26 protein-coding genes and 1 pseudogene are annotated in these 23421 nt (G+C 57.3%); 12 read left to right on the top strand and 15 right to left on the bottom strand.

Going from position 1 to position 23421, the window contains the following annotated elements; genetic code table 11:
• Positions 1–7: 7 nt before the first annotated feature.
• The gene (locus ACXYMP_RS03580) at positions 8–646 is read left to right on the top strand and encodes a DUF5671 domain-containing protein (protein WP_458904392.1); all 639 of its coding nucleotides are present in this window, start codon (positions 8–10) and stop codon (positions 644–646) included.
• On the top strand, positions 636–1031 hold the full coding sequence (locus ACXYMP_RS03575; protein WP_458904390.1) for a hypothetical protein: 396 nt from the start codon (positions 636–638) through the stop codon (positions 1029–1031). The genes ACXYMP_RS03580 and ACXYMP_RS03575 overlap by 11 nt, the downstream gene beginning before the upstream one ends.
• Before the next feature lie 47 nt (positions 1032–1078).
• Here the strand turns inward: ACXYMP_RS03575 and ACXYMP_RS03570 are convergent, their stop codons facing one another.
• The 3 genes from ACXYMP_RS03570 to dgcN form a co-directional block, all read right to left on the bottom strand.
• The gene (locus ACXYMP_RS03570) at positions 1079–1933 is read right to left on the bottom strand and encodes a D-amino-acid transaminase (RefSeq protein WP_298568720.1); all 855 of its coding nucleotides are present in this window, start codon (positions 1931–1933) and stop codon (positions 1079–1081) included.
• Positions 1934–1943: 10 nt separating this feature from the next.
• Positions 1944–2909 (bottom strand): N-acetyl-D-Glu racemase DgcA, encoded by a 966-nt coding sequence (gene dgcA / locus ACXYMP_RS03565; protein ID WP_458904387.1) that lies wholly within the window; start codon positions 2907–2909, stop codon positions 1944–1946.
• 75 nt (positions 2910–2984) lie between these two features.
• On the bottom strand, positions 2985–3986 hold the full coding sequence (dgcN, locus tag ACXYMP_RS03560; RefSeq protein ID WP_458904385.1) for an N-acetyltransferase DgcN: 1002 nt from the start codon (positions 3984–3986) through the stop codon (positions 2985–2987).
• Between the two features lie 282 nt (positions 3987–4268).
• On the opposite strand from dgcN, the gene ACXYMP_RS03555 reads away from it, so the two are divergent.
• The 4 genes from ACXYMP_RS03555 (at position 4269) to ACXYMP_RS03540 (ending at position 7267) form a co-directional block, all read left to right on the top strand.
• The gene (locus ACXYMP_RS03555; protein ID WP_298568728.1) at positions 4269–5228 is read left to right on the top strand and encodes an L-malyl-CoA/beta-methylmalyl-CoA lyase; all 960 of its coding nucleotides are present in this window, start codon (positions 4269–4271) and stop codon (positions 5226–5228) included.
• Positions 5229–5400: 172 nt separating this feature from the next.
• Positions 5401–5829 (top strand): Spy/CpxP family protein refolding chaperone, encoded by a 429-nt coding sequence (locus tag ACXYMP_RS03550; protein ID WP_298568731.1) that lies wholly within the window; start codon positions 5401–5403, stop codon positions 5827–5829.
• A 111-nt stretch (positions 5830–5940) separates the two neighbouring features.
• The gene (locus ACXYMP_RS03545) at positions 5941–6906 is read left to right on the top strand and encodes an acetyl-CoA carboxylase carboxyltransferase subunit alpha (protein ID WP_298568733.1); all 966 of its coding nucleotides are present in this window, start codon (positions 5941–5943) and stop codon (positions 6904–6906) included.
• Between the two features lie 22 nt (positions 6907–6928).
• Positions 6929–7267: a carboxymuconolactone decarboxylase family protein gene (locus ACXYMP_RS03540; protein ID WP_458904382.1), complete on the top strand. Its 339-nt coding sequence runs from the start codon at positions 6929–6931 to the stop codon at positions 7265–7267.
• A gap of 17 nt (positions 7268–7284) precedes the next feature.
• On the opposite strand, the gene ACXYMP_RS03535 is transcribed toward ACXYMP_RS03540, so the two are convergent.
• The 4 genes from ACXYMP_RS03535 to ACXYMP_RS03520 are packed head-to-tail and all read right to left on the bottom strand — an operon-like array spanning position 7285 to position 10197.
• On the bottom strand, positions 7285–7890 hold the full coding sequence (locus ACXYMP_RS03535; protein WP_458905315.1) for a pyridoxamine 5'-phosphate oxidase family protein: 606 nt from the start codon (positions 7888–7890) through the stop codon (positions 7285–7287).
• Entirely contained in the window at positions 7890–8621 is a 732-nt protein-coding gene (locus ACXYMP_RS03530; RefSeq protein WP_458904380.1) for a lysophospholipid acyltransferase family protein, read from the bottom strand. Before ACXYMP_RS03530 ends, ACXYMP_RS03535 begins: the two co-directional genes overlap by 1 nt.
• The gene (locus ACXYMP_RS03525) at positions 8621–9526 is read right to left on the bottom strand and encodes a cell division protein FtsX (protein WP_298568742.1); all 906 of its coding nucleotides are present in this window, start codon (positions 9524–9526) and stop codon (positions 8621–8623) included. Before ACXYMP_RS03525 ends, ACXYMP_RS03530 begins: the two co-directional genes overlap by 1 nt.
• Positions 9523–10197: a cell division ATP-binding protein FtsE gene (locus ACXYMP_RS03520; protein WP_298568745.1), complete on the bottom strand. Its 675-nt coding sequence runs from the start codon at positions 10195–10197 to the stop codon at positions 9523–9525. Before ACXYMP_RS03520 ends, ACXYMP_RS03525 begins: the two co-directional genes overlap by 4 nt.
• A 157-nt stretch (positions 10198–10354) precedes the next feature.
• Between ACXYMP_RS03520 and ACXYMP_RS03515 the strand changes: the two genes are divergently transcribed.
• Both ACXYMP_RS03515 and ACXYMP_RS03510 read left to right on the top strand, forming a co-directional pair.
• Positions 10355–11296, top strand: a complete 942-nt coding sequence (locus tag ACXYMP_RS03515; RefSeq protein ID WP_298568747.1) for a zinc-ribbon domain-containing protein — start codon at positions 10355–10357, stop codon at positions 11294–11296.
• Between the two features lie 209 nt (positions 11297–11505).
• Positions 11506–12294, top strand: a complete 789-nt coding sequence (locus ACXYMP_RS03510) for an inositol monophosphatase family protein (RefSeq protein ID WP_458904377.1) — start codon at positions 11506–11508, stop codon at positions 12292–12294.
• On the opposite strand, the gene ACXYMP_RS03505 is transcribed toward ACXYMP_RS03510, so the two are convergent.
• From ACXYMP_RS03505 to ACXYMP_RS03495, 3 genes are read right to left on the bottom strand one after another with little or no spacing between them, the layout of a single operon-like run.
• On the bottom strand, positions 12291–13364 hold the full coding sequence (locus tag ACXYMP_RS03505) for an ABC transporter ATP-binding protein (RefSeq protein WP_298568751.1): 1074 nt from the start codon (positions 13362–13364) through the stop codon (positions 12291–12293). The two genes, ACXYMP_RS03510 and ACXYMP_RS03505, sit on opposite strands and share 4 nt — an antisense overlap.
• Before the next feature lie 2 nt (positions 13365–13366).
• The gene (locus ACXYMP_RS03500; protein WP_298568753.1) at positions 13367–15580 is read right to left on the bottom strand and encodes an ABC transporter permease; all 2214 of its coding nucleotides are present in this window, start codon (positions 15578–15580) and stop codon (positions 13367–13369) included.
• 3 nt (positions 15581–15583) lie between these two features.
• Positions 15584–16609 (bottom strand): ABC transporter substrate-binding protein, encoded by a 1026-nt coding sequence (locus ACXYMP_RS03495; RefSeq protein ID WP_298568755.1) that lies wholly within the window; start codon positions 16607–16609, stop codon positions 15584–15586.
• A 265-nt stretch (positions 16610–16874) separates the two neighbouring features.
• Between ACXYMP_RS03495 and ACXYMP_RS03490 the strand changes: the two genes are divergently transcribed.
• The 4 genes from ACXYMP_RS03490 (at position 16875) to ACXYMP_RS03475 (ending at position 20546) form a co-directional block, all read left to right on the top strand.
• Positions 16875–17522 (top strand): HAD family hydrolase, encoded by a 648-nt coding sequence (locus tag ACXYMP_RS03490; protein WP_458904374.1) that lies wholly within the window; start codon positions 16875–16877, stop codon positions 17520–17522.
• A gap of 164 nt (positions 17523–17686) precedes the next feature.
• Entirely contained in the window at positions 17687–18205 is a 519-nt protein-coding gene (locus ACXYMP_RS03485; RefSeq protein WP_298568758.1) for a TRAP transporter small permease subunit, read from the top strand.
• Positions 18202–19512 (top strand): TRAP transporter large permease, encoded by a 1311-nt coding sequence (locus tag ACXYMP_RS03480; protein WP_458904371.1) that lies wholly within the window; start codon positions 18202–18204, stop codon positions 19510–19512. The genes ACXYMP_RS03485 and ACXYMP_RS03480 overlap by 4 nt, the downstream gene beginning before the upstream one ends.
• 14 nt (positions 19513–19526) lie before the next feature.
• A complete protein-coding gene (locus ACXYMP_RS03475) occupies positions 19527–20546 on the top strand; it encodes a TRAP transporter substrate-binding protein (protein WP_458904369.1) in 1020 nt (339 codons plus the stop codon).
• Positions 20547–20682: 136 nt separating this feature from the next.
• On the opposite strand, the pseudogene ACXYMP_RS03470 reads toward ACXYMP_RS03475, so the two are convergent.
• The 5 genes and pseudogenes from ACXYMP_RS03470 to ACXYMP_RS03450 all read right to left on the bottom strand — a co-directional run.
• Positions 20683–20874, bottom strand: a pseudogene (locus ACXYMP_RS03470) (IS3 family transposase); the annotation flags it as partial.
• 73 nt (positions 20875–20947) lie between these two features.
• A complete protein-coding gene (locus tag ACXYMP_RS03465; RefSeq protein ID WP_298568764.1) occupies positions 20948–21298 on the bottom strand; it encodes a DUF779 domain-containing protein in 351 nt (116 codons plus the stop codon).
• A gap of 143 nt (positions 21299–21441) precedes the next feature.
• Positions 21442–21858, bottom strand: a complete 417-nt coding sequence (locus ACXYMP_RS03460; RefSeq protein WP_298568766.1) for a c-type cytochrome — start codon at positions 21856–21858, stop codon at positions 21442–21444.
• A gap of 131 nt (positions 21859–21989) precedes the next feature.
• Entirely contained in the window at positions 21990–22610 is a 621-nt protein-coding gene (locus ACXYMP_RS03455) for a pyridoxamine 5'-phosphate oxidase family protein (protein ID WP_458904366.1), read from the bottom strand.
• Between the two features lie 30 nt (positions 22611–22640).
• Positions 22641–23132, bottom strand: a complete 492-nt coding sequence (locus ACXYMP_RS03450) for a tetratricopeptide repeat protein (protein WP_458904364.1) — start codon at positions 23130–23132, stop codon at positions 22641–22643.
• Positions 23133–23421: the final 289 nt, after the last annotated feature.

The raw sequence follows: 23421 nt of genomic DNA, 5'->3' as shown, positions 1-23421 counted from the left end.
GCCCGTCATGCGCCCCTCAGATCAACTTGCCGAATTTACGCGCGACGCGCTTGCCACCGGTAAAAGCCGTCAAGACATTCGCGATGCACTGTCTCAAGCTGGCTGGGCCCCGAACGAGGTCGCCGAAGCACTGGACGCTTGGGCAGATAGCGACTTTCCGACGCCTGTTCCACGCCCACGCCCCTATGTTTCGGCGCGCGAAGCCTTTTTTTATGGCATTCTGTTCGTGGCGCTTGCGATGACAGCATGGCACCTTGTGGCGCTGCTGCACAGTTTGATCGACCACTGGGTGCACGACCCGCTTGATGCTGACCAAGGGCGCTATGCGCTAAGTTCCACACGGTGGTCCATCGCCGCGTTGATCGTGTTCACACCGACATTCCTGATCTTGAACCGGCGTGTGGTGCGAGCCACCAAGGCGGATCCCGGCAAGCGTCGGTCAGGCGTACGCAAATGGTTTGGCTATGTGACGCTGTTCCTTGCCTCCCTTTCGCTTCTGGGCGACCTGATGGCAGTGATCTATGCGCTGCTGAGCGGTGACCTATCGGTTCGCTTTATCCTAAAGGCTTTGGTCGTGGCCGGCGTCGCCGGAGCAATCTTTTTCTATTTCCGGCAAGAAGATGACGGGCGATCAGATGCAGCGTGACACACTTGCCCCCTTGGTGATTGGCGGCTTGGTCGCTGCAGCCATCGCTGCGGGTCTTTGGGTGACCGGTGGCCCCAAATCCGCCCGCGCCGAAAAGCGTGACCTTTCTCGGCTTGAAGATTTGCGGCGCCTGTCTGAATTCATCAATTGCGTCGCTCAGGAAACCAAGGAAGTCCCCAAAATGCTTGCCCCCATGGACAGCTGTGGCACGGATCAGCCGTTTCTGGACCGGACCTCCAACGCGCCTTACCGGTTCGAGAAGCTCTCTGACAAATCCTTCCGGCTGTGTGCAGATTTCGAGCGGCCCGATCTGGTCGCTGATTATGACATTGCCGATGGCAGTTTGGACCGTGCAAGTGGTTGCATCAGGATGAATTTGCGCTAGCGATCAGCCATGGGCAGACCGCGTTGACTGTGGGATGCCCCTTCGGGTCAAACGGCTTTCTTGAGGCTTTCATCCAGATAGATTTCGCGCAGGCGCAATGCGACCTTGCCCGGCGTGCCGTCACCCAGCGCTTTCCCGTCAACCTCGACAACCGGCATCACGAAAGCCGACGCAGAGGTAAAGAATGCCTCGTCCGCGTTCTGTGCTTCTTCGATCGTGAAACTGCGTTCTTCGATCTCCATCTGCGCCTCTTCGGCAAAGCGCAGAACGGCCGCACGCGTAATTCCGTGCAGAATATCCTTGGACAAGGCGCGGGTGATGATCTTGCCGTCTTTCACGATATAGACGTTGTTCGACGTGCCTTCGGTCACGTAGCCATCTTCGACCAGCCACGCATCATCTGCCCCTGCCGCCTTGGCCATCATTTTTCCCATCGACGGGTAAAGCAGCTGCACCGTCTTTATGTCGCGCCGGCCCCAGCGGATATCCTCGATCGAAATCACCTTCGCGGGGTTCACGGTCGATGCCAGTCCCGGCTTGGACTGCGTGAACAGCACGATGGTGGGTTTCACCTCGGCAGGATCTGGGAAGACGAAATCACGATCAGCCGCTGCCCCGCGCGAGATCTGCAGATAAACCAGACCTTCGTCGATCCCGTTCAGACGCACCAATTCGCGGTGCACAGCCAACAGCTCGTCCTTGGATATCGGGTTGTCCATCCCAAGCTCGCCCAGCGACCGCGCCAAGCGTACGGCATGACCGTCAAAGTCGATCAACTTGCCGCCAAGAACGCTGGTGACCTCGTAGACGGCATCAGCAAACAGGAACCCACGGTCGAAGATCGAAACACTGGCCTCGGTTTCAGGCAGATAATCTCCGTTTACGTATACGGTGCGGGTCATGGGTGTCTCCTTATCCCCAGAGTGCGGCCTTGGGCGGATGCACCCCGGCGGCGTCGAATTCAAGCGGTTCGTCACGGTCTTCGGCCAGAAGAAGCGGTCCGTCAAGGTCTGTCACCAACGCGCCTTGGGCCACCAGTGTCGCCGGCGCCATGGCAAGGCTTGACCCGACCATGCACCCGACCATGACCTTGTAGCCTTCGGCAAGAGCTTGATCGCGCAAGGCCAGCGCCTCGGTCAGACCACCGGTCTTGTCGAGTTTGATGTTCACCACATCGTATTTGCCTTTCAGGCCCGGCAGGCTGGCACGATCATGGCAGCTTTCATCGGCACAGACGGGAACGGGGCGGTCCATGCCGATCAAGGCATCATCTTCACCGGCTGGCAGCGGCTGTTCGACCAGTTGCACACCAAGGCGCACCAGATGCGGCGCAAGGTCGGCATAGACCCCAGCGGTCCAGCCCTCATTGGCGTCGACAATGATACGGGACTTGGGCGCACCGGCGCGCACAGCCTCAAGCCGTGCCATGTCATCTGGCGTTCCAAGCTTGATCTTCAGCAGCGGGCGATGCGCATGCTTGGCCGCCTGAGCCTGCATCGTGGCTGGATCGGCAAGCGATAGGGTGTAGGCGGTGATTTCGGGTCGAGGGGCTGCAAGACCTGCCAGATCCCACACTCGTTTCCCGGCCCGCTTCGCTTCAATATCCCACAGCGCGCAATCAACGGCATTGCGCGCAGCCCCGGCGGGCAAAAGGTCATAGAGGTCTTGGCGGGTGAAATTGGAGGGTAGCCCCTCGATCTCAGCCCGCACGCTCTCCAGCGTTTCATCATAGCGCGCATAAGGAACACATTCGCCCCACCCCTGCTGACCCCCATCCGAAATGCGGACTGTCAGCACCCTCGCCTCGGTCCGCGACCCGCGCGAGATCGTAAAGACCTCGGCCAGTTTGAAAACATCGGCCGTTACGGAAATATCCACGCGATCACCCCTTTCCGGTTCTGCAACTACCAGACCAAGCGAGGCTATCGCGACCCCGGATCTGGCTGCATAACTCTATATCGCGGCCAACGCATCCACCAGCCGCCCTGCGCCCTGACGGAAGGGATCAACAGTTGGCAAGCCCATACGCGCCTCTGTTTCTGCCAGATAGGCCATCGCCTCATCATCGCTCATGTGCTGGGTATTGACCGAGATGCCGATGACCTGACAGTCCGGGTTGGCAACCCGTGCAAGCGCCAGCGCCGTGTCACGAAGCGTTTCCAGCGACGGGAGCTGATACCCCGGCAGACCCCGCATATGGGAGCGGGTCGGCTCGTGGCTCAGGATCAGGGCATCGGGCTGTCCGCCGTGGATCAATGCCATTGTCACGCCGGAATAAGATACGTGGAACAGGCTGCCTTGGCCTTCGATCAAATCCCAGTGGTCGGCGTCATTGTCAGGCGAGATATATTCGACCGATCCCGCCATGAAATCGGCAACGACCGCATCCAAAGGAGCGCCATCGCCGGTGATCAGAATACCCGTCTGTCCGGTCGCCCGGAACGTCGCCTTCATGCCACGTTTCTGCATTTCAGCATCCATTGCCAGCGCCGTATACATCTTGCCAACGGAACAATCGGTGCCCACTGCAAGGCAACGCTTGCCCGAGCGCTTCTCGCCATTGGCAATAGGGTAGTCCACTTCTGGCACGCGCACATCATGCAAATCGCGCCCGCAGGCTTCTGCGACGGCGACCAGGTCGGGTTCGTTGCTCAGCAAATTGTGCAGACCCGAGGCAAGATCGAACCCCTCCTCCAACGCCATCACAAGCACCTTCTTCCAGGCTTGCGAGATGACGCCGCCGCGGTTGGCCACGCCGATCACAAGCGTTTTGGCGCCCGCGGCTTTGGCGTCAGCCAATGTCATGTCCGTCAAGCCAAGGTCGGCCTTGCAGCCCTCCATCCGGTATTGGCCCACCGCGTTTTCGGGACGCCAATCCTTGATGCCTTGCGCAACTTTCGCGGCAAGTTGGTCGGGCGCATCGCCCAGAAACAGAAGATATGGTGTCTTGATCATGCTCGCGTCCCCTTTGCTGAATTCTATGGGATAATTCCCGAAACATCCGCGTAATTTGTTGCGATTTCACCGCAATGTACTTTCAGTTTCGAATTTTTGCCCGTGGATAATTTGAATTATAGAATTTTCTTCGGTGCCTTCTTCAGGCCAAGCAAGAATCCCAACACCCAGACGCTGCCCTGCGGCATTTTTCTGCGAGAGCAAAACGCGCTTGCGGTTGGGTTGGTAATTTAATAACGATCATCATCAGAAAATCGCAACTTCATTACCGAAAGGCCCGCCATGTCCTTCCGCATCCAACCAGCCGCCCCCGCCCGTCCAAACCGTTGCCAGTTGTTTGGACCGGGGTCGAACATCAAGCTGTTCCCAAAGATGGCAGCCTCAGCCGCAGATGTGATCAACCTTGATCTGGAAGACAGCGTTGCACCGTCCGACAAGGACGCGGCCCGTGCCAATATCATCGAAGCCCTGAACACAATTGATTGGGGCACAAAGTATATGTCTGTTCGCATCAACGGACTGGACACGCCCTATTGGTATCGCGACGTGGTGGACCTGCTGGAACAGGCGGGGGACCGTCTGGACCAGATCATGATCCCGAAAGTGGGGTGTGCCGAAGATGTCTATGCCGTCGATGCGCTGGTCACGGCGATTGAAGCCGCAAAGGGACGTAAAAAACCGGTTTCTTTCGAGGTAATCATCGAATCCGCTGCCGGCATCGCGCATGTCGAAGCCATCGCCGCATCGTCCCCGCGCCTACAAGCGATGAGCCTGGGTGCGGCTGATTTTGCGGCCTCGATGGGGATGCAAACCACTGGGATTGGCGGCACGCAGGAGAACTACTACATGCTGCGTGATGGCGAAAAACACTGGTCCGACCCGTGGCACTGGGCGCAAGCCGCCATCGTCGCCGCCTGCCGCACCCATGGGGTGTTGCCGGTTGATGGGCCATTTGGCGACTTCTCGGATGACGACGGCTATATCGCGCAAGCCAAACGCTCTGCCACGCTGGGCATGGTCGGCAAATGGGCGATCCACCCCAAACAGATCGCTCTGGCCAACGACGTGTTTACCCCTTCAGATGAAGCCGTGGCTGAGGCGCGCGAAATCCTTGCCGCGATGGAGCAGGCCAAGGCCAACGGCGAAGGTGCGACGGTCTACAAGGGTCGCCTTGTCGATATCGCTTCGATCAAGCAGGCCGAGGTGATCGTGGCGCAGTCTGAACTGATCGCGAACGGTTAAGCCCGCCCAAAGAAAAATTCGGGAAAGCCCCGCCAACGCGGGGCTTTTTTCTTTGAGCCAACCTGTCGCAGGGCAACTGGTCGCATGGGGATGCACGAATTTCCAAATATACTCCAGATGGGCCGTGACGAAGTCCGAAAAGGGGACGCATCCCTTTGATGAGAGTGAAACGATGAAACCATTATTTCTTGCCACAGCCCTGACCTTGGGCCTGTCTGGCGCAGCCATGGCGCAAATGCAGCCCTCGAACCCTGCTGAAACCGGCTTGTCGCGCCCGGTGATCCAACTGACCGGGTTCTTGGCCAAAAGCATGGACGAGCTGGAACTTGACGACGCCCAGCGCGCGGATGTGAAAAACTGGGTCGAAACGATGCCCGCACAGCGCAAAGCGTTGGAGGGTGAAACCGTCAGCTTGCGCGCCGCTTTGCGCAAAGCGATCGTTGACGGCGCCCCGACAGACGAACGCCAAGCCATCGCAGACAAGATCGGCGCGAATGAAGTCAAGCTGGTGATGATGCGGTCGGCTTGCGTCGATCACTGGCGCGCGGTGTTGTCCGAAGCGCAGTTTGCACAGCTTTTGAAGATTGCTGGCGTTTCCTGACTGATCAGACGGGCGGGCGACCAACATCGCCCGTCCAACATGCCTGCCCCAGTTGCAATGCCGCGCTGCAAGCGGCATATAGCTAGGGACGAAACGTAATCAGGCAGAGCCATGACCAACTATCTTGAGTTCGAAAAACCGCTGGCAGAAATCGAAGGCAAAGCCGAAGAATTACGCGCTCTTGCCCGCGCCAACGAAGAGATGGATGTCGAAGGCGAGGCCGCAGGTCTGGATGCCAAAGCCGCAAAGCTTTTGACCGAGCTTTACGCCGACTTGTCACCGTGGCGCAAATGTCAGGTCGCCCGTCACCCGGATCGCCCGCACTGCAAGGATTACATCGAAGCCCTGTTTACCGAATACACACCGCTGGCAGGCGACCGGAACTTTGCCGATGATCACGCCGTAATGGGCGGGCTTGCGCGGCTTGGCGACATCCCTGTCGTGGTGATGGGGCAGGAAAAGGGTAACGACACCAAATCGCGGATTGAACGCAACTTTGGCATGGCGCGCCCGGAAGGATATCGCAAAGTGATCCGTCTGATGGATTTGGCCGACCGCTTTGGCCTGCCCATCGTCATGCTGGTCGACACCCCCGGCGCCTATCCCGGCAAAGGGGCCGAAGAACGCGGCCAATCCGAGGCCATCGCCCGCTCAACCGAACGCAGCCTGAGCGTGAAGTCCCCGGTCATTTCAGTGATCATCGGTGAAGGTGGGTCTGGCGGCGCCGTCGCTCTGGCCACCGCAAACACGGTGATGATGCTGGAACATTCGATCTATTCGGTCATCAGCCCGGAGGGCTGTGCCTCGATCCTGTGGAAAGACGCCGAAAAGATGCGCGAAGCCGCTGAGGCGCTGCGCCTGACGGCACAAGACCTGAAGCAGTTGGGCGTGATCGACCAGATCATTCCCGAACCCAAAGGGGGGGCGCAACGCGGGCGCAGCGAAGCCATCGCCGCTGTCGGCAAAGCCATTGAAGCCGAGTTGAAGGTTCTGAAGAAACGGCAAAAAGGCGACGCGCTTATGAAAGAGCGGCGCGAGAAATTCCTGAAAATGGGCGAAAAAGGATTGGCAGCCTAAGCGGGCGCAGAAGGAAGACCCCTTGGACTGGAAAGCATTTCTTGCCGAAATCGAAGGCAACACCAATCATCTTGCCAAAGATATTCCCGCAACGATGAAGGGTTTTGCCCAGATGGCCGCTGCCGCCAAGACCGACGGTGCCCTAAGCGAGAAAACCAAAGAGTTCATCGCACTTGGCATCGCCATCTCGACCCGCTGCGACAGTTGTATCGGTTTTCATGTGCGCTCACTGGTGCGGCTTGGCGCGACGCTTGACGAATTGAACGAAGCTCTGGCGATGGCGTCCTATATGGGCGGCGGCCCGTCGATCGCCTATAGCGCCAAAGCGCGCGAGGCGTTTGAGCAGTTCAGCGCAAGCTAAGGCACCCGCGCGTGTCGTTACCACATGGTCGACTTGGCTCTATCTGGCCATTCTTTGTCATAGGCTTCGCCGCCAAATTCCCCGGCACTCATTTCTTTCAGCATATCTCCAATACTAGGAAGATCGCTGCTTTCATCACCAGCGGTCCAAAGCCGTGACCGCATGACCGCTTTTGCACATTGAACATAAATCTCGTTTATTCGGATCACGGTAACTGTTTGGGGTTGCTTGTCCCCTTTTATGAACCGCGCGCGCAAAGCTTCGTCCGCGGTCAGTCGGGCTTCTCCATTTACCCGCACCACATTCGTTGATCCCGGTACCATGAACATAACTGATACACGGGGGTCACGAACGATATTGCGCAGGCTGTCAATGCGATTATTCCCACGCCAATCCGGAAGGGCCAGTGTCTGCGGGTCAAGGATAGCGACCACGGGTCCATCATCACCCCGTGGGGTGCCATCAGTGCCTTCGGGTCCAACCGTAGACAGTACGCAGAAACGAGATGCCTCGATCCATTTGCGATAGGTTGGCGTCAGGTGATCTGCGACCTTGATCAACGATCCTTTGCTCGGGGCACCATAGAGCGCTTCAAGGCCCTCGACCGAGTTTAGATAGTCCATCATAGCTCCACCTTCAGCCCCGCCTCTTGCATCAGCGCGTTTGAGCCGGTTTCGACGACATCCTCAAGGCGTTCCATGAACTCGGCCAGTTCCAGGCCCGGCTCGATGCGCGGGTGAAACTCGACAACCGCGAGTCCCGGATAGCGCATGATGCCATGCCGTTTCCAGAACACCCCAACATTGGTCGATGCGGGCACACAGGGCTGGCCCGTTTCGCGATACAGCACCCCGGTTCCAACCTTATAGGGCTTCTTGGCCCCCGCCGCGACGCGTGTGCCTTGCGGGAAAATCACCAACTGCCCCGGTGTGGGGCTAGAGCGGACGGCCTCAACCATCTGTTTGATCGCCTGCCCGCGTTTGCCACGATCAACGGGAACGCTGTTGGTATAATTGGCGTAAATCCCGATCACCGGCGCCCACATAAGCTGCTTTTTCAGAATGTATTTTGGCGCAGGCAGGGCGCTTGCAATCAGGATGATGTCAAAGAAGCTTTGATGCTTGGCACCAATGATCACCTCGTCCGTTGGCGGCTCGCCCCGGATTTCCGAGCGTAGCCCGATCATCCACGACGCAGTCCAACGCACCCAATGGCAATAGCTGTGAATGGCAACCATCGCATATTTCTTGTTGAACCAGATCAGCGGGACAAAACCAAACCCGATGATCCCCAACATGACATACATCTGGATAATGAAGGCAACCGAGCGAAGCCATTGAATAACGTGACGCATCAGCGTTTCTCCTGCAGGACCGTCTTTGCGGCTTGGCCAGTGGCAAGAAAGGCGACCAGCGCGGCAAGCGGCGGAATGGCCAGCGGCCAAAGCCACTGCCAGCCTTTGAAGCCCAAACCCGTCAGAAAGCTCGCCTGATCTCCCGCTGGCGGCAAAAGAAACACGGCAAGTGAGCCCAGCAGCGTGCCGACAATCGCCCCGCTGAGGGCACGCAGCGTATAGCGACGCACAAAGGCACGGGCGATGTAATTGTCACGCGCACCGACAAGGCGCAGCACCCGGATAACCTGTTCATTGGCAGACAGGGCGGCCGAGGCTGCCAGCGTAATCACGACAGCCGCCAATGCCGCGATCAACACGATAGCGACAAATCCCAGTTGCCGAAGGCGGTTCGCTGCGCGCACAAGCGGTTCGCGCCACCGCGCATGATCGTCCAGCACGGCACCCGGCGCCTCGCCAGCCAGCCGGGCTTTCAAGCCCTCTGCGTCAATCCCCTCTTCGTCCTCGATAACCTCGACCAGGCGGGGGATCGGAAGCTGGTCAAGCGGCAGGTCGGGTCCGAACCACGGCTCCAGCAAAGCGCGTTGTTCGTCTTGGCTGAGTGGACGGGCCTCTTTGACGCCCGGTGTTGTTGCCAACACTTCGGTCACGGCAAGCACTTGGGCGTCCATCTGATCTGCTGGCGCACTGATGCGAATGGTCGAGCTTTTGGCAAGCGCTTCCCCCCAGCGATCCGCCAGTCGACCCGTGGCCAGTGACAACGCGAGCGCGAAAACCGCAAGAAACGCCATCGAGGCCGCCGCAAACACCGTCAGGCGCGCGGTGTATCCCGTGGGTGGCACGACGCGATCGGCTTGGGCATCCCCTGCCACGAAATGCAACAACTTGGACAGGCGCGCATTCATAGGTCGGCCCCCGCATGCTGGACGGTTTTGTTGGCGATGCGCAACACCCGTGCCTGCACCTGTGCCTTGGCGGACCGGATCAGGTTCATGTCATGGGTGGCGATCAAGATTGTCTTGCCCATACGGTTAAGCTCCACAAGTAATTTGAGCAACCGCAGCGACATGTCCCAATCCACGTTTCCCGTCGGTTCGTCCGCCAGTATCACGTCGGGCGACATGATAACGGCACGGGCCAAGGCTGCGCGCTGACGTTCGCCCCCCGACAATTCGGGCGGCTTGGCGGCACGTTGCCGTGACAGGCCGACCCACGCCAGCAAGTCTTCAAGCTCGGACTCATCGGACAGGCTGCGACCGGAGACCGTAAGCGGCAATGCGACGTTTTCTGCCACGTCCAGGTGATCAAGAAACTGACAATCCTGATGCACCACGCCAATGCGGCGGCGCACCTGCGCCACGTCATCGCGGGTCAATTGCCGTGCGTCCCGCTCAAACAGGGTCACACGCCCCTTTGAGGCAATCAATTCGCCATAGCAAAGCTTCATCAACGTAGTTTTACCGGCCCCTGACGGCCCGGTGAGAAAATGAAACGACCCCGGCGCAAGTTTCAGGGAAATTTCGGACAAGAGCGTGCCTGCTCCATACCCGTAGGACACTTGTTCCAGCTCGATCACACACTGTCCTCTCGGTTGCTTGGCGACAGTTTTGCCTCAGCTAAGCAATTGTTTCAATGCAGAGCTTGCAAAGGTTTGATTTTCGCAGTGAAACTGCCATATTAGGGTCGAAATGGCAGGTAAAGCCTTGGGTTAACCCGAGGGATTGAGGATAAGAATGCGTCTGGTTTGCCCGAATTGCGGCGCCCAATACGAAGTAGATGACCGCGTCATGCCCGAAAACGGGCGGGACGTACAATGTTCAAATTGCGGCCATGCTTGGTTCCAACAGCCGCCGCAATCGGTGGAGGACAGTGCCGTTGCGGCACAGCCACCACAGAAAGATGACGACGCAGACAGCGACACGCTTGCCGATGATATTGGTGCGCTTGTTGGTGAAGACGGCTATGACGCGTCCTTCGATCTTGACCAAGATGACGAAGAAATCGCCGACGAGGTGGCTGAGGACGACCTGCCCGACGCCGATGTTTCCGACCCTGATGTGTCCGACGCTGATGTGTCCGACGCTGAATTGCCCACCGCGGACCTTCCCAAGACAGACCTGCCTGTGCGTGAGCTGGATGAAAATGTCCGCACCATCTTGCAAGAAGAAGCAGATCTCGAGCTGCAGGCACGGCACGCCGAACAGGACAATCTTGAAACCCAGTCCGACCTGGGATTGGACGACGCCCCCGCAACAGACGATGATGGCGTAAAGTCCCGTATCGCGCGTCTGCGCGGCTATGACGACGAGATAGATCAACCGGTCATCGCCGATGATCTGAAGGGGCGCGATGTTCTTCCCGACATAGAAGAAATCAATTCGACGCTGGATGCCCGGGAAACAGATCCGGGAAATCTAAGCCCGGATGATCCCATGCTGGAAACCAGCAAAACCGGTGGCTTCCGGCGCGGGTTTGTGTCCGCGGTCGTCATCTTCTGCCTTTTGGCGGTGCTGTATATCTTCGCCCCCGCCATGGCTGAACGGTTCCCGGCAGCGCAACCTGCCCTTGATCAATATACTGCCGTGGCCGACAAAGTGCGCCTTGGTCTGGAAGAATTGATGCGCTCTGCGATTGGGAAGATGCAGGGGCTGATCGATAAGCCGGACAACGGCTAACATCACCAACTGACCTTCTGGAAGCGCGCCCGCTTCGCTGAAACAGGCGCGTGCATTGCGCTTGTCCGTCAGGCCTGGAAGAAGCCGTTGGGGAATCCCCACCTGAGCAAGGGCCGCGGTCTGCTACCTCTGCAAATCTGTTGCTATGGAGTGAGCGTCAGTTCAGTATTCTTCGGGCCTACCTCAGGACCCAGAAAGATTGGAAGACAATGGCCGACCGATCCAAAACTCTTATCGAGATTTGCCATCAAGCAGGGCATCTGGCTGCCCGGTATTTTGGTGAACAGGACAAACTTGTTATCGACCACAAGGGGCACCAGGATTTCGTGTCCCAAGCTGATCGGAATGTAGAACTGTTGACGCGGGACTTGTTGCTTAAAGCCTTTCCCGACGATGCGATCGTAGGGGAGGAACACGCGCCAAGCGAAGGCACGTCTGGGTTTACGTGGGTCATTGATCCGATTGACGGCACCACCAACTTCGTCAATGGCATACCGGCTTGGACCGTGGTGGTCGCTGGTGTCCAAGATGGTGCCACGCAAATCGGCGTCATCCATGATCCCTGCAATGCAGAGACGTTTGTCGCGGTGCGCGGGGGTGGCGCGACATTAAACGGCGCGCCTTTGCAGCTGCAAGATATCCGCCCGTTGTCGCAGGGCACGGTGGGCGTCGGCTATTCCAACCGTGTTGATGATCGTGGCATCTTGAGGTTGGTTTCAGGCTTGATCGACGACGGAGCGATGTTCTACCGAAACGCGTCGGGCGCACTTTCGCTCGCCTATGTCGCGGCGGGGCGGCTTTTGGGATACTCAGAAGAACACATGAACGCATGGGATTGCCTTGCGGGCCAACTTATCGTCGCCGAAGCAGGTGGACGTATCGAGCAGCAAGATGCGGATGCAATGATCCGCGACGGGGGGCGCGTCGTTGTTGGCACATCGGCCGTGTTCGATCGACTTTTGGAGATTTCTGAAACCGCTTTCCAAAAAGACCCTTAAGCTTCAGGCAACAAAACGGGCCCTTTGTGGGTGAAGCCGACTGTTACGTCCGACCCGATCTCAAGCGGGGCGTCGACGTCGTCTTGCACGCCAAACATCGTGCCGAAGCTCGCTTCAAGTGTGTATTCCATACGAACACCAACATATGTCGCCTTTGCGATACGCGCGCTGAAGCCATTTTCAGCACCGATGACCAACCGCGACGGTCGCACCGCAAGCTTCGCGGGACCAACAAGAAGACCGCGGGCGGGCAACACATGTCGGTAGCCCTCTATCGAAATTGTCGCAGTGTCGTTTTCAACACTGTCAATCATGCAGGGCACGATGTTCGCCTCGCCGATGAAATCCGCGACGAACTGGTCAACGGGTGCGTCATACAATTCGCGCGGCGACCCGATCTGAGCAATCGCTGCGTTGCGCATGACGACAATTTCGTCCGAAACGGCAAGCGCCTCTTCCTGATCATGGGTGACATAAACCACGGTCAGGCCAAGGTCTTTCTGAATGGCGCGAATATCCTCGCGCACCTGACGGCGCAGCTTTGCGTCCAGATTGGACAGGGGTTCGTCGAACAGCAAAACCTGCGGCTCCAGCACCAAGGCGCGCGCAACGGCAACGCGTTGCTGTTGGCCACCAGACAGCTCGCTGGGCAAGCGATTGTCGAACCCCTTGAGGCCGACCAGCTCAAGCCCCGCTACCGCGCGTTCACGTGTTTCTGTCTTGGAAAACCCCGAAAATGTCAGGCCGTAAGAGACGTTCTCAAGAACGCTCATATGCGGGAAAAGCGCGTAGGATTGAAACACCATCGACACGTCACGGTCGGTGGCGGGCAAGGTGGTGACATCACGGTCGCCGATCAAGATGCGCCCTTCGGTTGCCATTTCCAGCCCCGCGATCATCCGCAATGTTGTGGTCTTGCCGCAACCAGACGGCCCCAGCAGAGTGACCAGTTTGCCGGTTTCAACCGACAGGTTGATATTGTCGACGGCCACCACATCGCGCCCAAAGCGCTTTGTGACACCCTCGAACCGGACGGGGGCGGCTTTGCCGGTGATCAGTTTCTCGTTCATGTCTACTCTCCCGCGCCGAATTGCGTGCGGCGTCCTATTTTGGTGCGACCCACAAGAATTTGGAGCAATCCGACCGCCGCCAGCATCACCACGATCAGCGTAGTCGAATATGCGATGGCAAGGCCGTAGTCGTTATTTTCAACTCGTCCGATGATATAGCTGGTTGCCATGTCGTATTCCGCAGACACCAAAAAGATCACCGCCGAAATCGCCGTCATCGCGCGCACAAAACTATAGACCAAGGCGGCCAAGATCGCGGGTCGCAACAAGGGCAGGATCACACGCCGGAAGGTCTGCCAGGAATTTGCGCCCAGCGTCAGCGAAGATTCGTCGAGCGATTTATCGAGCTGGCTCATCGACGCGATCCCGGCGCGCACGCCAACCGGCATGTTGCGGAAAATGAAGCTGATGATCAGGATAATGCCTGTGCCCGTAATCTCGATCGGGGGGACGTTGAAGGCCAGAATATAGCTGACACCAATCACCGTGCCGGGGATGGCGAAGCTGAGCATTGTGCCGAATTCAAACGCATTCTTTCCGGCGAAAGTCTGGCGGGTCAGAAGGTAGGCGGTGATCAGCCCGACAATCGCGGTAAGAGGCGCGGCAGCGGCAGCGATGTAGATCGTCGTCCAAAAGCTGTCCCAAGCAGCACCGGTCCAACGGATACCGCTCTCCTCTATCCGCACAGAAAACGCGGTGATGTAGTGCTTGAAGGTCAGCGAATTATTGACGCCCCACAGTTCAACCACGCTGCCATACAGGATCATGCCATAGACGATAATGGTGAACATGCCCCAAACGCCTGCGGCAATGAAAACCGGCACGGCCAGCCCATTGGGCATCAACGGGTGAACACCTGCGTCCCCTTTGCCAGAGACGGTGGTGTAGCTTTTTTTTCCCAGCCACATGCGCTGCGCGTAAAACGCGGACAACGTGAAGAACAATAGCACCATTGCCAATACCGCTGCGCGGCCTTGGTCATATTGCGCGCCAACGATGGCGAAGAAAATCTCGGTCGACAGCACGTCGAAATTGCCACCAAGCACCAGTGGATTGCCGAAATCCGCCATGCTTTCAATAAAGCCCAGCAGGAACGCATTCGCCAATCCGGGCCGCATGAGAGGCAATGATACTGTGCGAAAGGTCTGCCAGCGGTTTGCGCGAAGCGTCTGCGCGGCTTCTTCCATGGAAGGCGAGACACCTTCGACCACCCCAATCAGGACGAGGAACGCAATCGGTGTGAACGCCAAAGTTTGTGCGATCAACACGCCCGGCATGCCGTAGAGCCAGCGCGTTGGTTGAATCCCGAACAGCTCGGCAAAGAACTGGGTGACCGACCCTGACAGGCCGAACAGAAGGATCAGCGCCAGACCGATCACGAAAGGTGGTGTGATGATTGGCAGCACGGTCAGGGCGCGCAGCGCGCGTTTGTAGCGAAAGCCAGACCGTGTCACGACCAGCGCAAAGACCAGCCCCAGAACCGTCGTCAGAACACCGACAAGGATCGCCAGAAACAGTGAATTCCAAGCCGCGCCACACCGTCCACCGGCAAAGCATCCCAACCCCCAAAGCCGGTCGTCGAAGAATTTAGAGGCGAACACGGCGGCGGAGTATCCGCCCTCTTCCGTGATGAATGCGGCCAGTAGCATTTTAGCGATGGGGAAAAAAACAAAGGTGGTCACGATGACAATCACGCCGCCAATGGCGCTGACTACGAAGACATCGCCGTTGATTGCGCCGCGCGCGGCAATGCCTTGAGTGAACAGGAAAAGAAAGGCAGACGCGACGATCAACGCGCCATAGCCCATACCATATTGTCGGTCATCAAGGTCGCCAAACAGGGCGGTCAACCAGTCAAATGTATAGCCGCGAATGCCGATGCCAAAGCCCTGCGCGATCAGCCAGCCAAAGCCGACGGCCCCCGCAAGGATCAACACAATCGCGTAAAGTGGATCACTTTTCTTGCGCCGAACGACAAGAAATGGTGCCGCCAATGGCAACAGAAGCGGCGCCAACCACAGCTTTTCGCCTTGCCCAATCAGAAACGCCGCTGGCGCGAAATCTTCGTCAAATGGATAGCCGTCAACCAGCCATTTGAACGACAGGAACCCATCTTCAACCCCATACCAAGGCAGAAGCAAAAACCCGACCCACCCGGCAATGATCCAGAAGATCAGCGCCGGATGGGCGGTCGATTCATTTAAGTCTCCGCGCAACGTTTATTGCGGCAACGTCGAGACGTCTTCGTCCCATTTTTGCAGCAAACGCTTACGTTCATCCGATGACCCATATTTCTTGAAATCATAGTCAATCAACGTGATCGAAGACATATCGGGTGCCGATGGCGACGTTTCTGACCCTTTATTCGAGGGCACTTGGAAAGCATTCACCTCAAGCGCGAGGTTTTGCGCTTCTGGTGTCAACGCCCAGTCATAAAACTTCTGCGCCTCTTCTATGTTGCGTGCGCCTTCGATGATCGACATCGAGCCGATTTCGTAGCCCGTGCCCTCGCACGGCGCGACAACCTTGATCGGGAAGCCTGATACTGCCTGCTTCACGGCGTCATGCATAAAGACGATGCCGATCGTGTTTTCACCACGCCCAGCGGCCTTGATCGGAGCAGAGCCAGATTTGGTGTATTGGTTGATGTTGGCGTGAAGACCTTTCATGAATTCAAAGCCCTCATCCTCGCCCAAAAGCTGCACCATGGACGCCAGCGTCGTGTAGGCCGTGCCCGATGAGTTTGGGTTCGCCATTTGAACATGGCCCTTGTATTCCGGCTTCAATAGATCCTTCCAGCAGGTAGGCTCTGGCAGATTGTTCGCCGCCAAAAGGTCGGTGTTGTATCCATAGCCAAGCGCGCCAGAGTAGATGCCAATGGTCTTGTTGTCCGCACCTTCGGCCTGGCTGATTGCCCAGGCGTGAAGCTGGTCGCGCATCGGTGACATGTAAGCTGCGGTCAGGTTTTCTTCCGCCGCTTGCAGATGCGGATCACCGGTGCCGCCCCACCAGACATCGCCCTTGGGGTTCGCGGATTCCGCTTTGATTTGGGCAAACGTTTCGCCCGATGATTTGCGGGTCATGTTGACATCAATGCCCGTCGCATCTTCAAAACTCCGCGCCATAAGCTGGCACCAGTCCTCCTGTGCCGAACAATACAATGTCAGCTTGTCGGCTTGAGCGGCCGACATGCTTGCCGTCATTGCAACAACAGACGTCAAAGCAAGTGTCTTAAATTTCTTCATGGTCGTCCTCCCTTGCATCACCCTTTTGGGCGATATTTTCTTTTACCCAGACGCTTGGTGCGCTTCTTGTTGGGAATGGTCCCGATCTTTTTTTGCTCGGTTGGGACTCAGCAGATCAGTCCAGCCTAGCGCGTTTACAAAATTTTGGAAGTAAATCGATCACCGCTGGGATCGGCTGCAGAAAAACGAAACCTATCCATCTTGCTGAAAATCGCACAAGTATGAAGGGGCGAATGCCATCTGGGTGAAATGGGGTGTACCTGAAATGATCCACGCAACGTTGCATACAAAGGAGGGCGAAAGCGCCACAACATCAGCGACGTGGCAGCAAGACATTTTGCAACGCGGATACACCGCCTTCATTTTCGATTGCGACGGAACACTGGTCGAGAGCGCTGACGTTCACTTCACAGCTTTTCATGAAGCGGCCAGGGATCAAAACTGCAACCTTGACCGGGATTGGTATTTCGCACGCACCGGTCTGGATCGGCTGACACTCTTTCGGGAGTTTGCAAATGATACCGCGAATGATTTTGATATTGAGGCCGCGGTTGCGCGTAGCATTTCCCTGTTCACAGAAATGAGCGATCGCGTTTTGCCGATTGTCGAGACAGAACGCCTCGCCAAAGAACTCTGCCGCGATTTCCCCCTTGCGGTCGGCACGAATGCGGAAAGGAGCGTCGCTGAGGCCTCTCTCACCGCAACGCACATGCTGGAATGTTTCGACCATGTCGTCTCAATATCAGACGGGTTCAAACCCAAACCGTCGCCAGAAATCTTCAAAAAGGCAGCACAGTTGCTGGGTGCGCCGCGACTCCAGACCTTGGTCATCGAGGACTCCAAGCAGGGTGTCCACGCTGCACTGAACGCAGGCTTGGACGTTATTGAGATCAAGGAAATTCGGGCGCCGTAAACTCGACGCAAAATGGGGTCTCCCAAAAACGCAAAAGAGTGGTGATAGGAAATGGCGTCGCGTCTACTAAGTCGATAGGTTTCATGAAACTGGCGGACGGGGAGAGGAAGAGATTGCCTCAGATGTAAGTATGTCGTTCGATCTGAAGCGAAAGAGGAGGAACAATGGGACAGCGGCTGGAGAGACTGTGCCTGACCTTGCTGGGCGCCGGGCTGGTCGTGCTGATGCTCGCGATTGTATTGCAGGTGATCTGCAGCGCGCTGGACGTTAATCCGGTGCTGTCATTCGCACATGCCCATGCCTTTGTCGGAGACGCGATAACGCTGAACTCGCTCTTGGACCTGCAATGGCATTTGCTGGTGATCTGCGGGCTTCTTCCTGCGGGCTTGGTATGGATAACCAACCGCCATGTGCGGGTGGATTTTTTGTATGAGGGCCGAAGTGACAAGACGAAGGCACGGATCAACCTTCTGGGCAATCTTCTTTTTGCTGCGCCGTTCCTTGCGCTGGCATTACCTGCCTCTTGGGCATTCATGCAGCGCGCATGGCGTTCGGGTGAAGCGTCCAGCAACGGCGGGCTGAACGATCTTTGGTTGATCAAGGCCGTTTTGCCCCTTGGGCTTGGCCTTCTGACTTTTGCCATTGTTGTCGAAACAATCCGCATCCTGCGGCACGTGCGATGAGCGAAGCCTTCCTTCCCTTGGCTATGGCCGCGCTGACGCTGACAGGGATCATCGCGGGTTATCGAGTGGGCATGGTGCTTGCCGGATCGGCAGCGCTGTTCATACTGGCCTCGGACCTGCCCACAGCCTTCTTCAATCTGCTGATCAGCCGCATCTATGCGAATGTGCTGTCAAACTGGCTTTTGGTCGCGATTCCGATGTTTATTTTCATGGGGCTGATCCTTGAGACCTCTGGCGTGGCAGAACGCAGTTTGCGCGCGGCACAACGGGCGCTTGGCGGAAGTGCGGCGGGTATGGGGTTTTCGGTTCTGGTGATTGGGCTCTTGCTGGCGGCGTCCTCGGGAATCGTCGGCGCATCGGTTGTTTTGCTGGCGCTATTGGCCCTGCCCAGACTGGAAGAGGCGGGCTATGACAAGGCCACGTCGGCGGGGCTGGTCGCCTCGTCCGGCACACTTGCCATTCTGATCCCGCCTTCGGTCATGCTGATCGTGCTGGGTGATCAACTGCAGACGCCTGTGCCGGACATGTTTGCCGGGGCCATTGGGCCGGGGCTTCTGCTCGTCGTCGCCTATGGCGCGTATGTCATCTGGCAGGCACGCGGGTTGCCACCACTCGCGCGCAACGAGACGGTGTCCCTGCCAAACCTGCTCTTTGACCTTGGCCCGCTTCTGGCGCTCGTTGTGTCGGTTTTGGGGAGCATCATCGCAGGGATTGCCACACCAACCGAAGCCAGCGGACTGGGCGCTTTTGGCGCGCTTGTGATCACGTTTCTCTACGGTAAATTCAGCCTCTCGATGTTGATGAGTGCCGCACGCCAGACAGTGGTCACGACGTCGCTGGTCCTGTTCGTCATGATCGGCGCGACGTGTTTTTCGGCCGTGTTCAAGGGCATTGGCGGAGATGATTTGGTCGAAACCGGCATCCTGGCCTTCGGGACCGATCCGTTCACCGTTCTGACCGTCGTGATGATTGCCATCTTTCTTTTGGGCTTTGTGCTGGACTGGCTAGAGATTACCCTGATCCTGTTGCCGATCTTTGCGCCCATTATCGCGGGGCTTGATTTCGGGAATGGGCTGGCGGGCAATGATGTTCTGATTTGGTTCGGTATCCTTGTGGCGGTGAACCTGCAAACCTCGTTCTTGACCCCGCCTTTCGGATTTTCGTTGTTTTATCTACGTGGGGCGGCAGGTGACCGACTGACGACTTCACAAATTTATCGTGGCGTCATGCCCTTCATTGCTTTGCAGTTGTTGGTTTTGGCGCTGCTGATCTTGTTTCCCGGATTGATCACCGGGTTCACATCATGACTGGGAGGAACCTCATGAAAAAGACACTCTTCGCAACAGCGCTCGCCACCATGACGGCCACCGGCGCACTGGCCGACAGCTTCACATTGCAAAGCGCGTTTACGGGGCTGCCGGTGCTGGACCCAACGGCAAAACGGTTTGTCGAAAACGTCGCGACCCTGACCAGTGGTGAGGTTGAATTTGAATACCTGCTGGCAGGTGAGCTTTCACCGCCGGGTGAGATTTTCGACAATGTGAGCGTCGGCGCCATCGACGCGGCTTGGTCTTTTGCGGCTTATGCTGCAGGCAAAGAACCAGCGGCTGCGCTGTTCGGCTCGGTCCCCTTTGGTGGGGATCCACTGTCCTATGTGGGCTGGCTTCACCACGGCGGAGGGCTGGAGCTGTGGCAAGAGCTGTATGCGCCGCATAATCTGGTTCCGATGGCTTGCGGCGTGATCCTGTCTGAAGCAGGCGGGTGGTACACGAAAGAGATCAACAGCCCCGAAGACCTGCAAGGTCTGAACATCCGCATCGGCGGATTGGGTGGCGCGATCCTTGGCGAACTTGGGGCCAATGCCATGAGCCTGCCTGTGGGCGAGATCTCAACCTCTCTGGAAACCGGACGCCTTGACGCAACCGAGCTGAGCTTCCCGCTTGTCGACAAACTTTTGGGCTTCGACAAGGTGGCCAAGCACTACTATTTCCCCGGCTGGCACCAGCCCGCAGGCTTCATCGAATTCTACATGAACAAAGACAAATGGGATGGGCTGACTGACGCACAGCGGACCGCAATCAAGGTATCCTGTGCTGATGCCAACCTTTACGCATTGGGGGCCGCAGCGGGTGCACAAAGCGCCGTGCTTGAGGAATTTCGCGCCAAAGACGTTGACGTGAAACGCTTTCCCGACAGCGTGATGGATGCCCTGCGTGCGGCGGCTGACAAGGTCTATGCCGACTGGTCTGCCAAAGATCCAACCTTCAAGAAGGTGATCGAAAGCTATCGCGCCTATGCTAAGTCCTACAACGAATATCAGGCACTTACCGATCTGAACTGACACCATTGGCTTCTGTGGCGGACCCTCGCCGCAGAAGCCAAAACCCGGGCCGTATACCCGTGGCCAAAACAATCCTTTCCAGAGCGAACAAAAAAATACGTTTCTGGCCGTCGCCTTGCTGCGTTGTGGTATCCCACAAGCAGTAGAAGACTTCGCCATTGGGCCGTTCATCGCGGCGCCGGACGTTGAAGATTCCGCAGTCACCGTTTTTCTAAGTTGATCCCGGCTCGATGTCGGCGGTCTTGGCCTCTGCGGCTGTGATCCAATCTCGGACGGTCTGAGCAATGAACCCCGCACCGTTGTCTGACCTGACATAGGCAGAAACACCTTCCCCTCTTTGATCCATCGCCTCCCGACCATAAGGGCGGACTACATCACTGGGGGAGGATCACTGTTTCACCTCACTGCTCACCCGTCGACAAGATACGTGAACGGGTCAGGAAATGTGTTGTCCGTCCATTGTCCAAGCTGAACCCGGCACCGCTTCCAGGACCAGCGTCCAGGATCATTTGCGAGTTCTTCCAAAGGTCGGCAATTGACGGAGAGGCCCATATCCCAGCGTTATCTGCATCGCCGAGTTTAACGTCATTCGAACCGATCATGACATCGCTTTCACGGAAACACATAGGCCCGGTCCCATCGCAGCACCCGGCTGAGATCTTGAAAACAACCTCACCATGCTCGGCGCGCAACTCTGCCAGAAGCGCAAGCGCCGCTTCCGTCACAACGACCTTCTCTGACTTGTCCGGCATCGCATTCTCTCCTCTTCGCTACATAGCGTATTGTGGAAGCAAGCAGAACTGAATGCGACTAAAGTCCAAGGCTCCTTGCGGTCACACATATGTGCGACCACTATGGATTGTGCAGAAAGGATGGTCGCACAAGACGTGCGAAGTCACTCGGATATCGTGGCGTTATCCCGGGTCGTGATGCTGCCGAGATAGGCAAGAATGAAGTCCTGAACTGTGCGATCTTCTATGCCGACATGGCGCATCTTCGTGCCCGGAATAAAGCCATCATTGTCCTCCATCCAGGCGCGGAGCGCTGCTGGCGTCCAAACGATGCCCGAAGCTTCCAAACTGGTTGAGTAGTCGTAGTCCTGAATAACACCCGCACCGCGCCCGACAATGTTTTCAAGCGGCGGCCCATAGCTAGGACCCGTAGCATCCGGCGCATGACATTTGCGGCATTCCGAATTGTATAGTTTTTCTCCGGCTTCGACCTTGATCTTCTCGAAGGTGGAGTCTGCTGCGGCCGGTGAAGCCACGACTGCAAGGCAAACGATGCTGAAAGTGCGGGCGAGATGTTTCATTGGTACCTCCGATTTGATGCCCGATGATAGAATGCGGCCGAGAGGCTCTATTTGACGCAGGTCAATAAAACATGGGTAACTGCCTACGACTTTAGTCGTAGATGGCAGTGCGGAAAGACACCTGTCTTGGGCTAGTTGCTACCCGCCGTCAACTCAGCCAACTTGGCTTTCAGTGCATCGTTCTCTGCTTGCAACTCGGCCGCATAGCTTTCCGTCGCCGCGTTCGCGACATCGACAGGCACGAATGCCGGGATGTATTTGGGGCAGTTCCAGTCCATCGCAACGACATCGACAACCAAAAGCCGCTCGGCGGGTGTTCCCTCGGTCGGGAAGTGTTTCAACACCTCAGGATCCGCGTCACCAAGTCGAACCAGACTGGCGCGCCCCTGAATTTTCATCCGCGCGCGACGCATGTAGTCCATCAAGAACAACGAGACCCTTGGATCCTCGGCGACATGCCCCATGGTAATGAATTGCCGGTTGCCAACATAATCCAGGCAAGCGATGCGGGTCGGGCTGACGGCCTTCAGAAAGCCCGCTGGACCTCCGCGGTGTTGGACATATGGCCATCCGTCCGGGTTCACGCTTGCGACATAGATGCTCTGACGTGACTGAATGAAGGTAACGTCATCTGGGCTAAGTGCGGATTGCGTTCGGCGCTGATAGCTGGCTTTGTGAACGCCATAACAACCTTCGGCCTTCTGGATTTCGGCGACCTGTCCGCGAAACATCAGATTTGCGTAGTCTTCCATTCGAAGGCTCCTTTCAAATGGCGCATACCCTTAGAAAGCGAGCGGATTGTATTTCCAGCTGTCCGCATCGGGTGTGACACTTTCAAGATCATAGTCGTTGTCGATCAGATGCTGAGCCCGCGGTTGTCCCATCGCCGCAGCGGCTTCAATCATCCTGCGCCCCTTTTCTTCATCAACGGCAACACCGCGGCCACGCAGCAGGTTGAGACCGTGATTGAACATACCAACCTCGCTGCCGGCCTCAGCCGCACGGCGATCCCATTCAGCAGCGGCTTCGGGGTCTTCTGGCCCCGCCAATCCGTTGTCAGCCATCCATGAAAGCCACGTCATGCCTTGCGCGCTGGCGTATTCATCCACGGATCCTTGGAAGAGTTTCTTCGCGTCGTCGTGCAGTCCAGCCTTTGCCGCGAAATATCCCATTGCATACTCCATGGGATGGGACTCGCCATGCTTTAGCCGGTCAAGCGCACCATGAAGTGTAAGCTCTTCGGGGTTATGGGTTCCAAACTCGTCAGATTTCATTGTCCTGTCCTGTGCACTCGCCGTTGCGGCGACAAGCAACACGGCGACACAGAGCGGTAGCAGCCTGTTCGAGTTCATTGGTTCCTCCGTGGCAATTCAGGTCCATGGATTGCGCTATGGGTGCGTGCGGCGAGCAATGCCCGGCCCATTGGCATCTTCCAAGTGTGCACCAAAACCGAGCGCGTGCGAAATTCTTTTCTCAAATTGGGTCTCCGACCAAAGTCGGGGATGCTGAATTGAATTTCGAGGTCCATGATTTCGCAATCAACATTTCATTCACCAACTAGGG

This window comes from Aliiroseovarius sp. CAU 1755 (assembly GCF_054482655.1).
The sequence above is the reverse complement of the archived record's forward strand: the minus strand, read 5'-3'. Positions and strand labels throughout refer to the sequence as shown.

What these genes read in the sequence shown, in the direction of transcription:
- ACXYMP_RS03580 (WP_458904392.1), top strand. Translation starts at nt 8, where the DNA reads ATGCGCCCCTCAGATCAACTTGCCGAATTTACGCGCGACGCGCTTGCC.
- ACXYMP_RS03490 (WP_458904374.1), top strand. Translation starts at nt 16,875, where the DNA reads ATGATCCACGCAACGTTGCATACAAAGGAGGGCGAAAGCGCCACAACA.
- ACXYMP_RS03495 (WP_298568755.1), bottom strand. Translation starts at nt 16,609, where the DNA reads ATGAAGAAATTTAAGACACTTGCTTTGACGTCTGTTGTTGCAATGACG.
- ACXYMP_RS03550 (WP_298568731.1), top strand. Translation starts at nt 5,401, where the DNA reads ATGAAACCATTATTTCTTGCCACAGCCCTGACCTTGGGCCTGTCTGGC.
- ACXYMP_RS03525 (WP_298568742.1), bottom strand. Translation starts at nt 9,526, where the DNA reads ATGAATGCGCGCCTGTCCAAGTTGTTGCATTTCGTGGCAGGGGATGCC.
- ACXYMP_RS03545 (WP_298568733.1), top strand. Translation starts at nt 5,941, where the DNA reads ATGACCAACTATCTTGAGTTCGAAAAACCGCTGGCAGAAATCGAAGGC.
- ACXYMP_RS03575 (WP_458904390.1), top strand. Translation starts at nt 636, where the DNA reads ATGCAGCGTGACACACTTGCCCCCTTGGTGATTGGCGGCTTGGTCGCT.
- dgcN (WP_458904385.1), bottom strand. Translation starts at nt 3,986, where the DNA reads ATGATCAAGACACCATATCTTCTGTTTCTGGGCGATGCGCCCGACCAA.
- ACXYMP_RS03485 (WP_298568758.1), top strand. Translation starts at nt 17,687, where the DNA reads ATGGGACAGCGGCTGGAGAGACTGTGCCTGACCTTGCTGGGCGCCGGG.
- ACXYMP_RS03555 (WP_298568728.1), top strand. Translation starts at nt 4,269, where the DNA reads ATGTCCTTCCGCATCCAACCAGCCGCCCCCGCCCGTCCAAACCGTTGC.
- ACXYMP_RS03530 (WP_458904380.1), bottom strand. Translation starts at nt 8,621, where the DNA reads ATGCGTCACGTTATTCAATGGCTTCGCTCGGTTGCCTTCATTATCCAG.
- ACXYMP_RS03515 (WP_298568747.1), top strand. Translation starts at nt 10,355, where the DNA reads ATGCGTCTGGTTTGCCCGAATTGCGGCGCCCAATACGAAGTAGATGAC.
- ACXYMP_RS03505 (WP_298568751.1), bottom strand. Translation starts at nt 13,364, where the DNA reads ATGAACGAGAAACTGATCACCGGCAAAGCCGCCCCCGTCCGGTTCGAG.
- ACXYMP_RS03455 (WP_458904366.1), bottom strand. Translation starts at nt 22,610, where the DNA reads ATGGAAGACTACGCAAATCTGATGTTTCGCGGACAGGTCGCCGAAATC.
- ACXYMP_RS03465 (WP_298568764.1), bottom strand. Translation starts at nt 21,298, where the DNA reads ATGCCGGACAAGTCAGAGAAGGTCGTTGTGACGGAAGCGGCGCTTGCG.
- ACXYMP_RS03570 (WP_298568720.1), bottom strand. Translation starts at nt 1,933, where the DNA reads ATGACCCGCACCGTATACGTAAACGGAGATTATCTGCCTGAAACCGAG.
- ACXYMP_RS03450 (WP_458904364.1), bottom strand. Translation starts at nt 23,132, where the DNA reads ATGAAATCTGACGAGTTTGGAACCCATAACCCCGAAGAGCTTACACTT.
- ACXYMP_RS03510 (WP_458904377.1), top strand. Translation starts at nt 11,506, where the DNA reads ATGGCCGACCGATCCAAAACTCTTATCGAGATTTGCCATCAAGCAGGG.
- ACXYMP_RS03460 (WP_298568766.1), bottom strand. Translation starts at nt 21,858, where the DNA reads ATGAAACATCTCGCCCGCACTTTCAGCATCGTTTGCCTTGCAGTCGTG.
- ACXYMP_RS03535 (WP_458905315.1), bottom strand. Translation starts at nt 7,890, where the DNA reads ATGGACTATCTAAACTCGGTCGAGGGCCTTGAAGCGCTCTATGGTGCC.
- ACXYMP_RS03480 (WP_458904371.1), top strand. Translation starts at nt 18,202, where the DNA reads ATGAGCGAAGCCTTCCTTCCCTTGGCTATGGCCGCGCTGACGCTGACA.
- ACXYMP_RS03475 (WP_458904369.1), top strand. Translation starts at nt 19,527, where the DNA reads ATGAAAAAGACACTCTTCGCAACAGCGCTCGCCACCATGACGGCCACC.